11 protein-coding genes are annotated in these 14,535 nt (G+C 67.1%); 6 read left to right on the top strand and 5 right to left on the bottom strand.

Features of this window, described 5'->3' with window-relative positions; genetic code table 11:
• Positions 1–11 precede the first annotated feature (11 nt).
• Both UCD39_RS09410 and UCD39_RS09405 read left to right on the top strand, forming a co-directional pair.
• On the top strand, positions 12–629 hold the full coding sequence (locus UCD39_RS09410; protein WP_330495772.1) for a response regulator: 618 nt from the start codon (positions 12–14) through the stop codon (positions 627–629).
• A gap of 55 nt (positions 630–684) precedes the next feature.
• The gene (locus UCD39_RS09405; protein ID WP_330495771.1) at positions 685–1,122 is read left to right on the top strand and encodes a hypothetical protein; all 438 of its coding nucleotides are present in this window, start codon (positions 685–687) and stop codon (positions 1,120–1,122) included.
• Here the strand turns inward: UCD39_RS09405 and UCD39_RS09400 are convergent.
• Positions 1,109–3,181: a methyl-accepting chemotaxis protein gene (locus UCD39_RS09400; RefSeq protein ID WP_330495770.1), complete on the bottom strand. Its 2,073-nt coding sequence runs from the start codon at positions 3,179–3,181 to the stop codon at positions 1,109–1,111. The two genes, UCD39_RS09405 and UCD39_RS09400, sit on opposite strands and share 14 nt — an antisense overlap.
• 276 nt (positions 3,182–3,457) lie before the next feature.
• Positions 3,458–4,333 (bottom strand): helix-turn-helix domain-containing protein, encoded by an 876-nt coding sequence (locus UCD39_RS09395; protein ID WP_330495769.1) that lies wholly within the window; start codon positions 4,331–4,333, stop codon positions 3,458–3,460.
• Between the two features lie 274 nt (positions 4,334–4,607).
• Here UCD39_RS09395 and pobA point away from each other — a divergent pair, with 274 nt between their 5' ends.
• The 4 genes from pobA (at position 4,608) to UCD39_RS09375 (ending at position 10,496) form a co-directional block, all read left to right on the top strand.
• Entirely contained in the window at positions 4,608–5,801 is a 1,194-nt protein-coding gene (gene pobA / locus UCD39_RS09390) for a 4-hydroxybenzoate 3-monooxygenase (RefSeq protein ID WP_330495768.1), read from the top strand.
• Positions 5,802–5,912: 111 nt separating this feature from the next.
• On the top strand, positions 5,913–6,677 hold the full coding sequence (locus UCD39_RS09385) for a pentapeptide repeat-containing protein (RefSeq protein ID WP_330495767.1): 765 nt from the start codon (positions 5,913–5,915) through the stop codon (positions 6,675–6,677).
• Positions 6,678–6,797: 120 nt separating this feature from the next.
• On the top strand, positions 6,798–10,064 hold the full coding sequence (locus tag UCD39_RS09380; protein WP_330495766.1) for an nSTAND1 domain-containing NTPase: 3,267 nt from the start codon (positions 6,798–6,800) through the stop codon (positions 10,062–10,064).
• Positions 10,065–10,073: 9 nt separating this feature from the next.
• On the top strand, positions 10,074–10,496 hold the full coding sequence (locus UCD39_RS09375) for a DP-EP family protein (RefSeq protein WP_330495765.1): 423 nt from the start codon (positions 10,074–10,076) through the stop codon (positions 10,494–10,496).
• A gap of 127 nt (positions 10,497–10,623) precedes the next feature.
• Here UCD39_RS09375 and UCD39_RS09370 read toward each other — a convergent pair whose 3' ends face one another.
• The 3 genes from UCD39_RS09370 to pcaG all read right to left on the bottom strand — a co-directional run bounded on the left by UCD39_RS09370 (position 10,624) and on the right by pcaG (position 14,533).
• Positions 10,624–11,625, bottom strand: coding sequence for a hypothetical protein (locus tag UCD39_RS09370; RefSeq protein ID WP_330495764.1), 1,002 nt, complete (start codon positions 11,623–11,625; stop codon positions 10,624–10,626).
• Between the two features lie 5 nt (positions 11,626–11,630).
• Positions 11,631–13,724, bottom strand: coding sequence for a hypothetical protein (locus UCD39_RS09365; RefSeq protein ID WP_330495763.1), 2,094 nt, complete (start codon positions 13,722–13,724; stop codon positions 11,631–11,633).
• A 113-nt stretch (positions 13,725–13,837) separates the two neighbouring features.
• Positions 13,838–14,533 carry a protocatechuate 3,4-dioxygenase subunit alpha gene (pcaG, locus tag UCD39_RS09360; protein WP_330495762.1) on the bottom strand — a complete coding sequence of 232 codons (696 nt, stop codon included), beginning with the start codon at positions 14,531–14,533 and terminating at the stop codon, positions 13,838–13,840.
• Between the last annotated feature and the right edge of the window lie 2 nt (positions 14,534–14,535).

The raw sequence follows: 14,535 nt of genomic DNA, 5'->3' as shown, positions 1-14,535 counted from the left end.
AAAGCCTTGGCATGAAACTGCTCCTGGTCGATGACCACGCCATCGTGCGCTCCGGCCTCAAACGGCTGCTGGCCCCCCTGCCCGGCGCCGTGATCGCCGAGGCCGCCACCGGCCGGGACGCCCTGGTCCGCTATCGGGAGGACCGGCCGGACATCGTGCTGCTGGACCTCAACCTGCCCGGCGTGGGCGGGCTGGAGCTGCTGCAGCGCCTGCTGATCGAGGACCCGTCGGCCTGCGTCCTGGTCTTCAGCATGCATGCGGAGGCGCTGTACGCCTCCCGCGCGCTGGCGGCCGGGGCCAAGGGCTATATGAGCAAGAACGCCGATCCCGACGAACTGCTGACCGCCATCCGCCGCCTGGGCGAAGGCGGGCGCTATGTGGAGAACGAGATCGCCCAGGAACTGGCGGTGCATGGCATGGCCGCCGGCAATCCCACCCAGCGCCTAACGGAACGGGACCTGGAGATCCTGCGCCTGTTGGGCGAGGGCCGGGCGCTGGCGGAAATCGCCACCGAGCTGGGGGTGGGCTACAAGACCATCGCCAACACCTGCACCGCCATCAAGGCCAAGCTGGGCGTCGCCCGCACCGCCGACCTGATCCGCCTGTCCATCGAGATGGGGGTGAGCTGAACGCCCCCTCCGTGCGTATCGTGCCATGACAACCAGCATGATGGAGGGGTGGCAGATGTTGACGCGGCGCCAGGTGGGGATTTTGATTCCACTGGGGAGCGTATTCTGGCTATCGGCCCTGGCCTACCTGCGCGGTCTGCCCCAGTTGCTGACCGACCCGCTATGGAATCCGCTAAACTTCGCCAGCACCGTTTCGGTCGCGTGGACCAGTGTCTATCTCATCCGCCGGCTGGCCGGGTTATCCCGGGACCAGCTTATGGCGGGGGTGGGCTTGGTGGGTACCGTGGTCATGGTCGCCGATGGCGTGGCGTTGAACTGGTTCCCCCGCGCCTACGGCCCCGACGACACGGTCAGCCGCCTGGCCGGCGCCTGGCTGTTGTGGGGCTATGGCTTCAGCTTGGGCGCGGCCTTGCTCATGGCGCGGGCCGGAAAGGGGGCGACCGCGACGGACGGCCCCCCTTCCCAGCCCGCGGCCAGCCTCACGCGGCGTTGACCGTCGCCACGAACCCGCTGACCACCGCACGCAAGGTGTCGGCCTCGCGCCCCAGAACGTCGGAGGAGCCGAGCACGCTGCGGGCGGCGTTGCCTGTTTCATCGGCGGCGGTCCGCACGCCGGCGATGTTTGACGACACCTCCTGCGTTCCCAGGGCCGCCTGCTGAACGTTGCGGGCGATTTCCCGCGTGGCGGCGCCCTGCTGTTCCACCGCCGACGCCACGCCGGTGGTGATCTGGCTCATGCTGGCGATGGTGGTGGTGATGCCATCGATGGCGGTGGCGGCGCGTGCCGTCTCCTCCTGGATAGCCGCCACCTGGGCCTGGATATCTTCCGTTGCCTTGGCCGTCTGGTTGGCCAAGGCCTTGACCTCGCTGGCCACGACAGCGAAGCCCTTGCCGGCATCGCCCGCCCGTGCCGCCTCGATGGTGGCGTTCAGAGCCAGGAGATTGGTCTGGCCGGCAATATCGGTGATCAGTTTGACCACGTCGCCGATGCGCTGAGCGGCGCCGACCAGCGCGTCCATGGAGTGCTTGGTTCCAGCCGCCTCCCGCACCGCCGCGTCCGAGGTGGTGGTGGCACCGACCATCTGCCGGGCGATCTCGGCGATGGACTGGTTCAGCTCTTCAGCCGCGGCCGCCACTGTCTGCACATTCGCGGAGGTTTCTTCCGCGGCGCTGGCCACTGTCCCGGACAGGCTGATGGTGTCACCGGCGGACAGTGTCAGACTGTCGGCGGCGCCGCGCAATGACCGCTCCGCCCCGGAGAAACCCGCCACGACCTGATCGATGGACGTGGCAAAATCCCTGGTCGCCCTTTCCAGCCGATGGCGGCGTTGTTCCTTGGCCACGTTCTCCTCCCGCTGACGTTCGGCCAGGATGTCAGCCTCCTTGGCGTTGCTGCGCAGGATGGAAATGGCACCCGCCATCTCCCCGATCTCATCCTTCCGCGCCGTCAGCGGCACCGCCAGGTCATGATCGCCGCCCGCGATCTTCATCACGACCTGGGTCAGAATGGATAGCGGGCCGGTGACGCGGTGGCCAACCAGCCAGACAATCCCGACCAGCACCGCACCGGCAACCACCAGCAACAGGGTAATCAGCAGCAGGGCCTTGTGGGCGCTGTCATACTGATGATCGGCCAGCCGGTTCGTCTCGGCGATAGCGGCGTCGCGGATGCCGAGAATGGTGGCCAGTTGCGGCACGCTGATGCGGCGGTACTCGATGACATCAACCGGGTAGGGTACGCCGGCGGCGCTGGCGTCCAGCACCTTGGCGCGCATCGCGCCGTAGATGTTCTTGTATCCCTCGCGCGCGATGGCGGCGGCGGCCACCACGCTGTCCGGGGTGCCCGCCAGGGCCAGTTGACCCTCCAGCCGTCCTTCCAGGTCATCGAGATGGCCCTGCATGACATGGACATCGCGCATCGCCGGCGCGGTCATCGGCTTGGCGCTGTTCAGCGCCTGCAACAGCAGGGAAGATTGTCGCCCGGCATAGTCGCGGTAGGCCCAGGCCATCATGGCGATGTTGGCATAATGCCCGGCCTCCGGCGCGCGCTGCAGCAGCGACCGGCTGGTGGCGTTCAACTCGGTATTAAGGTCGGCCATAATGGCGAACATGCCCTTGACATAGGCATCGGTCTCCGCCGCCGGTCGTTCCGCCAGGGGCTTGGCCAACAGGGCATCGACAGCGCCGCGCTGGGTTGCCAAGCGACCGCCGAGCGTGGACAGGAGCGATTTCAGGTTGGCCTTGGCATCAAAATCCTCCGTCGCCAACAGATCGGCCAGGGCCTTCAGGGTCGCGTCGGATTTGGCGCGCTGCTCCCTCATCGGCGCAAGGGTGGCGGACTCAGCGCTACCCAGCGCGACCAGGGATGGGCCGCGCTCGATCGCCAGGCTTTCCGTCACATGAAACAGCGCCGCCATGACGCGAGCCAGGCTCTGGGCATCGGCCGCCGCCGTCGCCATGCGCCATTGCTCCACCGCCACCACGGCACCCAACACCAGCATCAAGGCGGCGACACCGCCCAGGCAGGATGCGATCAACTTACGGATGGTCATCAGCCCTGTTCCCCCCAACACGCCTCGGCGGGACGGTGTCCGTTTATCGGACCCGGCGTCCCATATCAGCGGCCACCAAGCCGCGCTGGCTGGCCGCAATGGTTAATCACTGACCCGAGGAATAGGGTGAATCGTTCAATAAACGGTTAAAGTCAGAGGTTGTTCGGCCACCCGGCGGCCAGGCGCCGACACGGAACCATCAAGGATCGCTGACAGGGGCGGCCAGAGGATCGGGCGGTTCCAGCGAGGCGGTGTCGGCCACCGGCCAGTCCGTCATCAGCCGCTGGCGCCAAGCGCGGGGGACTCCCCGCTTTGCCGTTGGAAGAAGCGGGAGAAATAGGCCGGGTCCTCGAAGCCCAGCTCATACGCCACAGCGGCGATGGTCCGGCCGCTGTAAAGGATCAGCCGCTTGGCCTCTGTCATCAGCCGATCCTGGATCAGGCCGATGGCCGGCCGGCCGGTCACCGCCAGGCAGGCGGCCCGCAAGGTGGAGGAGGAGGTGCGCAGCTCCGTCAGATAGGCGTCGAGCGGGCGGTGGCTGCGGTAATGTAGGTCCACCAGGGCGCGAAAGGCCGCGACCAGCGCCACCTGTCCCGACCGTCCGCCACCGCCACCGGAGGCCAGGGCCGGCCGCGCCACGCGCAGCAGGGCGGCCATCAGCACCAGCATATGCCCCTCCGCCGCCACACGGTGGCCGTGCCCCTGCCCGCGCAATTCGGCCAGAACCCCATCGGCGGCGGCCAGCACGGCGGCGAACGCCCCCTCCTGCCCCGCCATGGCCAGGCAGGCGGCCTCGCCCCCCAGGGCGGCGAAGGCGGGATCGCGCCGCGCCAGGCCGCGCAGGATGCGGTCGGACAGGGTGACCACCCAGCCGATGGTGCCCCGGGCGAAGGCAAAGCCATGCACCACCCCGGCGGGCACCAGGATCAAAGTGGGGCCGTCGAAGGTCCAGGTGCGCTGGTCCGCCTGCACCTGCCCGGCCCCCTCGCGGATGGCCAGGAACTGCACCAGGTCGCCATGCTGATGGGGGCGGATGCGCCAATCCACCAGGCTGCTGCGGTCCTCGATCAGCTCCACATGAAGGAAGCGGTCCTCCGCCGTCGCCGGCGCCTCGCCATACAGGGAGAAGACGGGGATGTCCGGGCGGGTCATCGCCCCGCCCCAGCCCATCGTGGACCGGCGGAAAAATGCCCATCCATGATCGATATGGTCAATAACATGTATTGCTCTGGCCGTTACATCGCATGGCACCTGGTGTGGGCCGTTGATGAATACCCTGCCCAATCATTGCGAAAAAATCCAATTTTTGTAGCGCCGCGTCCATTCCGGGGATGGGGCCCCCGCCCCTATCGTTCCGGGGTGGGCGGCCCCGGCGTGGGGTGCGGCCCGGAATAAGAACGCTTCAGGCTCGGGAGGGCCATTCCCCATGTCAACCACCCCGTCCATCCGCACCCAAGTCGGCATCATCGGCGCCGGCCCCGCCGGGCTGTTCCTCTCGGAACTGCTGCACCGCCAAGGCATCGACAGCGTCATCCTCGAATCCCGCACCCGGGAGGAAATCGAAGGCACCATCCGCGCCGGCGTGCTGGAACAATGGACCGTCGACCTGATGCACCAGTTGGGGGTGGGGGAGCGCATGACACGCGACGGCCATTTCCACACCGGCATCACCCTGCGCTTCAAAGGCCAAAGCCATCACCTGGACATGGTGGACCTGACAGGCGGCAAGAAGGTCACGGTCTATCCCCAGCATGAGGTGATCAAGGATTTGGTGGCCCACCGCCTGGCCCAGGGCGCCCAGATCCATTTCGGTGTGCGCGACGTGCGGCTGCACGATGTGGAGACGGAGCGCCCGTCCATCACCTTCGCACGGGCCGACGGCACCCCGGCCGTGCTGGAGTGCGACTTCATCGCCGGCTGTGACGGCTTCCACGGCCCCAGCCGCCAGGCCATACCGGCGACGCAGCGCCAGGAATTCCAGAAGATCTACCCCTATGGCTGGCTGGGCATCCTGACGGAGGCGCCGCCCTCCCACCACGAACTGATCTACGCCCGCCACGACCGGGGCTTCGCCCTGCTCAGCACCCGCTCCCCCGAAATCCAGCGCCTGTACATCCAGTGCGATCCCAAGGATGACATCGCCCAGTGGTCCGACGCGCGCATCTGGTCGGAACTTCACCAGCGGCTGGAGACGACGGACGGCTGGAAGTTGATCGAGGGGCCCATCATTCAGAAGGGCATCATCGCCATGCGCAGCTTCGTCTGCGAGACCATGCGCCATGGCCGCCTGTTCCTGGCGGGCGACGCCGCCCACATCGTGCCGCCCACGGGGGCCAAGGGCCTGAACCTGGCGGTGGCCGACGTGCTGGTGCTGTCGCGCGCGCTGGAGAAATTCTACGCCCGGAACGACAGCAGCGGCATCGACAGCTACGCCGCCACCTGCCTGGCGCGCATCTGGAAGGGCGAACGCTTCTCCTGGTACATGACCACCATGCTGCACACGGATGAGGCCGCCGGCGCGTTCGAGCACCGCGTCCGCGAGGCCGACCTGGAGTACGTCGTCAGCTCCCGCGCCGCCGCCACGGCGCTGGCGGAGAATTACGTCGGTCTGCCCATCTGAACGGAGGGGGGCGGAGGTACAATCGCCCCCCCGCACAACTGTCATTCCCGGCGGCCCTTCCCCGCGGCTATGATCTCCGCCCGCCATCATAGCCGCAGGGGGCGCGCGCGCATGGACATCGACACGCTGGAAAATACCCTTGCCACCGGCCAGGTCCAAAACAGCCGCTTCGCCGGCGTGGACTGGCGCGACCTGGACGCCACCGGCTGCCGGTTCGATAACTGCGTGTTCGAGGATGTGCGCTTCACCGCCGTGGACTTCAGTGACGCCCGGTTCCGGGAGTGCCGCTTCGTCCGCTGCCGCCTGTCGCATGTGAAACTGCGCGACGCGGTGCTGGAGGATTGCCGCTTCGTGGACCCTGCGGACAAGACCGCCGGCTGCACCCTGGCCTTCAGCGATCTGCGGGCGGCGCGCCTCACCCGCTGCGACCTGTCGTTCTGCACACTGGATCGCTGCACCCTGTTCGAGGTGGAGGCAGACGCTTGCGTCTTCTTCGCCGCCCGCTTCCATCTGGTGGAGTTCCACCACGCGCTCAGCCGGACGCGCACGGTGCACCGCGCCACCTTCCGCGACTGCACCTTCGAGCTGGCCGATCTGTCGCGCCTGTCCTTGAAGGACGCGGTGATCGCCCGCTGCCGCCTGCGGGAAACCGACCTGCACGCCGCCGACCTGACCGACGCCGATTTGCGCGGCAGCGACCTGTTCCAGGCCACCCTCACCGATGCCAAGCTGGACGGTGCCGACCTGCGCGGGGCGGAGATCAGCGGCCTGGATCTGCGGCAGCTGGCGGGTTTCCACGGCCTGAAGATCGGGCCGGAGCAACAGCCCATCCTGCTGGCCGCCACGGGCATCGACGTGTGCGGCGACGACGCCTGAACCAAGCCCCGCCAAGTTCCCCAGGATATTTAAACGCGTTAACCAACCCACGGATATGGTAAAACGCCCCCTGGGGAAGATGGCCGCGACGGAGCACCGCGCGGCTGATGGGGGAAAGAATTGCAGACGAAGAGCTTTCACTTCGGTGAGTGGCTGGTCGACGCGCAGGCCTGCACGGTACGTCATGAACAATCGGCGCAAACGCTGAAGGTTGAGCCGCGGGCCATGGACGTTCTGCTGGCGCTGTGCGACCGCGCCGGCCAGATCGTCAGCGCGGAGGACCTGCTGCACCTGTGCTGGGACGGCCTGGCGGTGGGGGAAAACCAGGTCCACAAGGCGATCACCCAGTTGCGCAAGCTGCTGGGCGACACCGCCGGCGACCCGCGCTATATCGAGAATATCCGCAAGCGGGGTTATCGCACCGTGGCGCCGGTCATGCCCGTCGCCGCCGATGGCACGGCCGCGACCGTGGACAGCTGGATCGACGCCTCCCCCTTCGTCGGCCTGGACGCGTTTGACGAGGCGCACGCCGCCGTGTTCTTCGGCCGGGACGCGGCCATCGCCCAGTTGCGCGACACCGTGGCCGCCCAGGCCGCCGCCGGCCAGGGCCTGGTCGTGGTCCTGGGCCCCAGCGGCAGCGGCAAGACGTCGCTGGTGCAGGCGGGGCTGTTCCCCTCCCTGCGTGCGGCGGGCGCGCCCTTCCCCTTCCTGGGCGCCAGCATACTGGATCTGGGCGATGTCGACGGCATGCCCGTGCCCACCGCCCTGGGCGGCGCGCTACTGGATCTGGAGGTCGACGGCCGGCCGCTGTTGGACGGCTTGAGCGCCGACGCCATCGGCGCCGCCTTGTCGGGGAATGACCGCCCGGCCTTCCTGGACCCGGTCACCGCCGCCGCGCCGCAGGCCCGCGCCATCCTGTTCATCGACCGGCTGGAGGCGGTGTTCCCCCTCGACGCGGCGCGGCGGCGCCAGTTCTTCACGGCGCTGGGCCACCTGGCCGGCAGCGGCGCCATCCTGGTCATCGCCGCCTGCCGCAACGACTTCTATCCCGACGTCGCCCGCGAACCCCTGCTGCTGACCGCCAAGGCCCAGGGTGGCCATTTCGACCTGGCGCCGCCCACGCGCGCCGAGATCATCCACATGATCCGGCTGCCCGCCATCGTCGCCGGGCTTCGTTTCGGAACCGATCCGGAAACCGGCGCGCAGTTGGACGACATGCTGTGCGAGGCGACGGCGGACCAGCCGGACGCCCTGCCCCTGCTGCAATACACCCTGCATGAACTCTACCTGCAACGCAGCACCAGCCGGGAACTGACCGTCGCCGCCTACCGCGCCCTGGGCGGCCTGGACGGCGCCATCGGCAAGCGGGCGGAGGCCACGCTGGACGGCCTACCGGCCCCGGCCCGCGCCGCGCTCAGCCGCGTGCTATCGCTGGTCGTCACCGTGGGCGCCCAGGATGAGGCGGCGCGCAGCCGCCGCATCCCCTGGGGCACCCTGGCCACGACGGAAGAGCGGACGCTGGTCGACACCTTCGTGCGGCAGCGCCTGTTCGTCGCCCAGGTCTATGAGGGGGAACCGGTGTTCGGCGTGGCCCACGAGGCCATGCTGCGCCAATGGCCCCGCGCCGCCGCCTGGATCGCCGACCACCGCCGCTTCCTCCAGGCCCGCAGCCGGATGGAGGAAGCGGCGCGGCGCTGGCTGGCGGAGGGGCGCCGCAATGATCTGCTGCTGCCCCGGGGCCGGCAGTTGGAGGAGGCGCGCGACCTGGCCGGCTTCACGCCCATCCCCCTGGACACCGACGTCCGCGCCTATATCGACGCCTCGGTCCGGCGGGAACGGCAGGCCGAGCGCCGCCGCTTCGGCCTCATGGCCGGCTTCGCCGCCATCGCCGTCCTCGCCGGCGGCCTGGGCCTGGTCGCCCGCCAGGCCGAGAAGACGGCGCAGCAGCGCAAGCACCAGGCCGAGGACCTGATGAACTTCATGGTCGGCAACTTCGCCGACAAGCTGCGCCCCCTGGGCCGGCTGGAGCTGCTGTCGGACATCGGCGAAAAAGCCCTGAGCTACTTCAGTCAAGAACCCTTGTCTGACCTGACGCCGGAGGACCGCACGCAGCAGGCGAAGGCCCTGCAAACCCTGGCGGAGGTGGCCCGCTCGCGCGCCGATCCCAAGTCCGCGCAAGCCGCCCTCACCAAGGCGAAAAGCTTGCTTGACGCCAATCTGGCCCAGGGCCTGGAGAGCCTGGATCTGCTGAAGGATTTGGGGGCGGTGGCTTTCTGGATGGGGCAGATCAGCCTGGATGCGAACGATCTGGACGGCGCGGAAGCGGCCTTCCGGGAGTATGAGCGCTATAGTGAGCGCATGATGGCTATCGCGCCCAACAGCGTCGACGCCTGGATTGAGTTGTCCTACGCCCGGACCAACTTGGGATCGACAGCCGTTAAACGGGCAAATTATGAGAAAGCTGCTAAATTTTTCGAAGCGGCGTTACCCTTGATGCGCCAAGCCCTGGCCCAACGCCCCAATGATCGGGAATTGCGCGCGTCCATGACCTCCACCCTGTCTTGGCTTGGCACGACCTATGCCGAGCAGGGCGCGCTTCGCAAAGCTGTCTTACTTTTTGATGAGGAGGCAAATGAACTACAGTCATTGCGCTCCGACGCGCCCTCGGAATTCAGATGGGTATATATGCTGGGCGCCTGCCAGTACCGTCGGCTCAATTTACTTGATGCGTTGGGAGAGGAACAGAAGGCCGATGCGCTGATGGCTGAGACAAGAGAGCTTGTCCATGAATTGGTGGCCCATGACCCCAGTAATCAGATTTGGCAGCGCCTGCGCCTAAACGTGGAAGTCATGGCCGGGGAGTTCCTGATTGAAAGGCATCAGTTCACCAATGCCTTGGCACTTCAACGCACCCTAGCCATCGAACTGGCCAAATTTCGTGAGCAGGATCCTGCGAATGCAGATTGGGCATTCACCGATATAGTCAATCAAGCTAACACGGGCGCCAGCCTTCTCGGTCTTAATCAATTTCAGGAGGCGGCGGCTCGATTGAGCGCCGCCGTAACTTTTCTGCGCACCCAAAAAGAAAAAAGAAAAATGTCAACAGAATATGATGCACGATTATCGTCAACCCTAATTCTCCTCTCTAAGGCTAATAAGGAAATTGGGAATTTCGAACTGGCACATATAAATCTTCAAGAATCTATAGCAATATCAAAAAACTACATTGATTATGGAACAAAGGATTGGTATATTGTTGAGTCGTTCGTTTTGGCAAGCCTGCAATCAAATAATATTTCTGCGGCAAAAAGCCAGTCGGTTTGGTTAGCAGAAATTGGATACAAAAAGCCAAAATATATTGAATCTTTGAAACAAGAAGAAAGATAGAGGATTATAATGTCTGAGAAAAGCCCGAGCACCACGAAAATTAATGCCTCTGTGACTATAAAGATCGAGGGCGATGGTTACGTCTGGAGCTATTCCGGTGATGGTATTGACCCTCATACAGGTCAGATCACCCTGCCGAACCACAATCCCGCACAGATCACTTATAGTCTCTGTCCCGAGTCGCAGAATGACTACAGCTTCACTTTTGTAAATCTCAGCACGGCGCCCGGTGTAGCGATAACCCGGCAGATCACGTCCGTTCAAATCGCCAGCGCATCCATCATCATCCAAGATGAAAATCTTCCCGGTTATACTGGTACTACGCCTTTCGGCTTCAAACTGATCGCGCGACCACACGGCGATATCTCCGTTTCCATCGTTAGCCCCGATCCTGTAGTTGTCAATGACCCGGGGCAGAACCCTCACTGCTAGTAATCATTACTGTAATCTGTGCCCTCGGCATCATCGTCGGCGGTTTTTATTGGAAGTTCAGCGCTCGTAAAAATAAACCAGCCGCGCCCAGCGATGGGCGCGGCCAAGAGCACGACTTAAGAACGCTTTATTGTCCAGCGCTGGAACGTGGCGGCGGAAGTCTTATCTCCAACCGGCTCAAGATGTCGGCCCAGGCTGACACCGCCAGGCGCGGGGTCAGGTTCGCACCGGGGGCGGTGGGCCGCTGGCCACCATTGGAAGCACCGCCCGGCCCCTCATCACCCGGTCCGTTAACGCCCAAACCTTGACAGATGTCCTTGACGGCGGCGATGGCGGTGAGCGCCGCTGTGCCTGGGCCGGTCACCTCCGTCAACATATCGATCATCAACGCCAACTGGCCGGCGCGGCGGGTTGCGGGGTCGGCCGTCCGCCACCAGTCGAGCAAAGGGCGCACGGCCGCGCGCAGGGCCGGTGGTGGCGGCACCGGGGCGGGCCCCGGCAGGGACGCCGCCCAGGCCAGGCCCAGCGTGGCCGCCCCCTCCCCGCCGTCCGGCGTCGCGCCCCCCGCCATGGCTAGGACATCGACCAGGGTCACCATCAGGGCGCCCGTGCCACCCGCCATCGCCGCGTCCACCGGCGGCGACAACGCCGCCAGGGTGGCGCGCAGGGTGGCCGCGATGGCCTTCAGGTCCAGGGCGGCGCGGTTGTCCGCCTCCGGCAAATCGCGGGCCAGGGCCTGGAACTGGCGGATGTAGCTGGCCCCCAGCAGCAGTTGGTTGGCCAGCACATCGCAGAGGGCGCACAGCGACGCGACCGACAGGTCACCCCGCACGGGCGGCATCAGCCCCCGGCACCGCCGCGCCAGGGCGACCAGGCCGCCGGTGATCAGGCCGTCATACAGGCTGCGCCACAGCGAGGATTGCCACAGCCCATACTCAAGGGCCAGGGCCAGCGCCTGGCCCGCCACCCAGGCCGGCAGGGGGCTGAACCGGATGGCGAACAGGCCGCGCGCCAACAGGATCAGGTGATTGCACAGGGCGACAACGGCGGGCGCCGGTTCCTGTCCCGCGTCCCGCGCCAGGTCCGGGTGACCACGACGGACGTCGGCGTGCGCATCCTCCCCCCGCATTGCCCTCACACCTCCGGCAGCGGCGGCAGGGCGACGGTGTCGCCGTCCGGCGTGACGCGGTGCAGGCGGCCTTGGCCGTCGCGGTAATGGACGACATCGGCGTCGCTGGCGAAGACGGCGGCGGCATCGGACGCCAGGTAGGTCCGCCAGGCCGGCTTGGCGCTGGTGTCGGTGTACCACAGCGCCCCCGGCGCGGGACTGGCGATGCTGAACTGGTCGCCATTGGACAGTTGGGCGATGGCGCCGACGCCGACCCCCAACTGCCGCGGCGCCCCGCCGGCCACCGGGTCATAGACGAAGGCCCGGTTCTCGACATCCACGATGCCCAGCTTGCCGCCGTTGCCCCGAATGGACAGGCAGGTGAGGCGGCCGACGCGGACCCAGCATTGCCGGGCGGCATTGAAGCGGTACAGCGCCTGGCTGTTGTTGGCGAGGGCGAAGACGACGCCCCCGGCCACGGCCAATTGCGCGGCGATGTCCGGCCCGGGCAGCTCCGGCAGCGCCGCCCAGCCCCGCCCCCGTCCGGAATAGCGGTGCACCCGCCCCTCGCCCACGCTATCGCCCGCGGCCTGGCTCACCGCATAGAGGTCCCCGCCGCCCAGGGCGATGCAGGACGCCGGGAAGGTGGAGATCACCCGCCAAGCCCGGGTGAACCTGTCGTAGAGTTTCACCTGCCGACCGGCGGGGGCCATGCCAAGGGGAACAGAGGCCACCGGCGCGCCATCGATGGCCGCCACGTCATAGCCATCGCTGACACAGCTGAGGGCGCTTTCGCCCATGTCGGCCCACGCCGCGTCACCGCCGGCGTGCTGATACAGGCGCCCGGAGGAGGCGACGCAAAACACATCGTCACCCGCCACCGCCACCAGGGACGGGGCGCTCAGCCGTGTGGGCGAGGGCCACAAGTGCATGGTGAGGCCATCGCCGAACGCCGTGTCGGCCATGATGCGCTTCCATTCCGCCCGCTCCACCGCCAAATCCTCGGCCGACACTTCGGCCAGAACGGACGACACCTCGGCCGGCAGGTTGCCCAGCAACCAGGCCAGGGCGGCCAGTTCCTCCTGAACCGCCTGGACCATGGGGGCCACGCCCTGCAGCTGCGCGCGCATGCCGGCCAACACCAGGGCCGCCGACTGTTCCTGGCGGTGCCGGTTGCCCTTCAGCTCGATCAACGCCTCCAGCCGGCCCAACTGCCCCTGCAGGCCACTGACATCGGCCGTGCCCTCGCCCGCCCTCAGCACGCCGCCCGGCACCATGGACCACCCCAGGGAATTCCAGCACAGGGTCAGGCCAACCACGCCCGCTGTCAGTCTGGCCTGCCCCCGCCCCGCGAGGATGCGGGCGCCTTCCGCCGCGACACAGGCCTGGGCGTGGTCCAGGGCCTGGGCCATCGCCTGCACATCCTCCCCACTGCCCGCCAGCAGCGGGGCCAGCGCCCCACCACGCAGGGAGGCGAGCAGCGCCGCGGCGCCGTCCGTCAGAAGCTGCCCCTGCTGGCCGGCGGCCCCCAACAGCGCGGACACCCTGTCCACCTGGTGTCGGGCGGCACGCTGGCAGGCTTTCAGCGAATAGGTGCAGGAAACCCTGCCCCCGGAATGGGCGGTGGCCCCGGCCAGGGCATCGCCGACCAGCCGCGCGACGTCGGCCAGCACCGCCACCGGCGTGGCCAACTGGGAAAACAGGCTGGGCACTTCCGCCCCCCGGCGGGGGGTGACCCAGGTTTCCGCCTGCGCCTGGAACAGGGTGAATTGCCCAAGGAAGGCGTCGCAGTCCGTCTGTGCCACGCGAGCGGCGGCGGACAACGGCAGGGACGGCAGGTCCTCGAACCGGAGGGAGGGAACGGACAATTGGGCCAGGGAGAACAAATAGGCGCTGGCCGCCGCCAGGCTGAACGTCACGGCGTCCGTCTGCTCCACCAGCGCCCCGGCCAGCTTGGCCAGCCTGGCCGCCCCCATCTGGGTTCCCGCAACCTGGGTTCCCGTCATCGGGCGCGCGGGCATACGGACATAGACGCCCGGCGCCGCCAGGACGCGGCGCCGGGTATCGGCCGCCCCGGTTCCCGTAGCCGTCTTGGCGGCAGCCGGCAGTGTCGCGCTCATTTCCTTTTCCTCCGCTCAATGGCCCGCCCCTGTTCCCTCAAAGGTCACGGGCCGCGTTGGCGAAGGGTAAGGTTCGGGCGCGCCGGATCACTCTTCCAATATTCTTCTGACCATCAAGATACTGATTTATAACGATTTATAGGCCGACTAACGCAAAAGGCCCGGCACAGTCGGCCGGGCCTTTCACCAGTTCCAACGGCTGAAGGGTCAGCAGTCGAAGAACACCGTTTCTTGGGCGCCCTGCAGATGGACGTCGAAGCGGAAGGTGGGCACGTCAGCCCCCCTTGGCCCCCCGCCTGACGGCGGGCGACCAGCGTCTGGCGGCGGTGCACCAGTTCAATGGACAGCAGGGCCGGGTCGGCGGCATTGGCATCCGCCCGGTCATCGAAATAGATGCGGGTGTGCAGGTGGATGTTGATGCCGCGCGCGAACAGCAGCAGGGAACAGTGCGGCGCCTGCGGCCGGCCGTCGATCCAGGGCGTGGCGCCGGGGCGCACGGTCTCGAACGCCCACAGGCCCGTCTCCGCGTCGGCGCCCACGCGGCCCCAGCCGCGAAAGCCGGGGGCGTTGTAGGCGCCGGTGCTGTCGGCCTGCCACAGTTCCAGCATGACGTCGCGCAAGGGATGGCCGGAGCCGTCCCACACCACGCCCTCGATGCGGATGCGCTCACCGGGCACACCGCCGCCCGCCAAGATGTGCGGCTTATCCTGGGTGCGCAGGTTCAGGCCGGCGAAGGACGGCAGGCAGCCGATATGGACATACGGCCCGCCGGTCTGCGAGGGGGTTTCCTTCAAATAGTCAACGGGCATGG

The sequence above is a fragment of the Nitrospirillum karajorum genome, from assembly GCF_036348415.1.
GTDB classification, from domain to species: domain Bacteria; phylum Pseudomonadota; class Alphaproteobacteria; order Azospirillales; family Azospirillaceae; genus Nitrospirillum; species Nitrospirillum amazonense_B.
Note: the sequence above shows the minus strand (reverse complement) of the source record. Positions and strands in the feature narration are given on the sequence as shown.

What these genes read in the sequence shown, in the direction of transcription:
- UCD39_RS09385 (WP_330495767.1), top strand. Translation starts at nt 5,913, where the DNA reads ATGGACATCGACACGCTGGAAAATACCCTTGCCACCGGCCAGGTCCAA.
- UCD39_RS09365 (WP_330495763.1), bottom strand. Translation starts at nt 13,724, where the DNA reads ATGAGCGCGACACTGCCGGCTGCCGCCAAGACGGCTACGGGAACCGGG.
- UCD39_RS09370 (WP_330495764.1), bottom strand. Translation starts at nt 11,625, where the DNA reads ATGCGGGGGGAGGATGCGCACGCCGACGTCCGTCGTGGTCACCCGGAC.
- UCD39_RS09410 (WP_330495772.1), top strand. Translation starts at nt 12, where the DNA reads ATGAAACTGCTCCTGGTCGATGACCACGCCATCGTGCGCTCCGGCCTC.
- UCD39_RS09400 (WP_330495770.1), bottom strand. Translation starts at nt 3,181, where the DNA reads ATGACCATCCGTAAGTTGATCGCATCCTGCCTGGGCGGTGTCGCCGCC.
- pcaG (WP_330495762.1), bottom strand. Translation starts at nt 14,533, where the DNA reads ATGCCCGTTGACTATTTGAAGGAAACCCCCTCGCAGACCGGCGGGCCG.
- UCD39_RS09405 (WP_330495771.1), top strand. Translation starts at nt 685, where the DNA reads ATGTTGACGCGGCGCCAGGTGGGGATTTTGATTCCACTGGGGAGCGTA.
- pobA (WP_330495768.1), top strand. Translation starts at nt 4,608, where the DNA reads ATGTCAACCACCCCGTCCATCCGCACCCAAGTCGGCATCATCGGCGCC.
- UCD39_RS09375 (WP_330495765.1), top strand. Translation starts at nt 10,074, where the DNA reads ATGTCTGAGAAAAGCCCGAGCACCACGAAAATTAATGCCTCTGTGACT.
- UCD39_RS09395 (WP_330495769.1), bottom strand. Translation starts at nt 4,333, where the DNA reads ATGACCCGCCCGGACATCCCCGTCTTCTCCCTGTATGGCGAGGCGCCG.